This window comes from Vogesella mureinivorans, assembly GCF_007644035.1.
Taxonomy (GTDB): Bacteria; Pseudomonadota; Gammaproteobacteria; order Burkholderiales; family Chromobacteriaceae; genus Vogesella; species Vogesella mureinivorans.
Genome location: NZ_VMTV02000901.1, coordinates 1 through 263, shown reverse-complemented (window position 1 = coordinate 263; position 263 = coordinate 1). Strand labels below are relative to the sequence as shown.

At 34.6% G+C, this 263-nt stretch carries 1 protein-coding gene; it reads right to left on the bottom strand.

Features of this window, described 5'->3' with window-relative positions:
* Positions 1 to 89 precede the first annotated feature (89 nt).
* Positions 90 to 263 (bottom strand): transposase (locus tag FLQ44_RS20175; RefSeq protein ID WP_206209024.1); only part of this gene is annotated, 174 nt, incomplete at its 5' end.

The following is a 263-nucleotide window of genomic DNA, read 5'->3' as shown; positions in this document are numbered from 1 at the left end:
GACAGCGAAACCCGTTTCTTTGGCTATCTAAAAACAGAAGAACTTGATTGGTTAGCACAAGAGTTAAGTAATTGGTTAGAGTTAAGTGCTTAAGCAAAATTAATTACATATTCGGTTCCGACTTTTTTTAGCACATTTTTGACATACTTTACTAAACTTTTCCAGTCCCGATAAGCCTCTATCTCTATCCATTCATATTTCATAAACTTCCATAAGATTTCAATTAAGTTGAGTTCGGGTGAATAAGGGGGGAGCCAAAATAT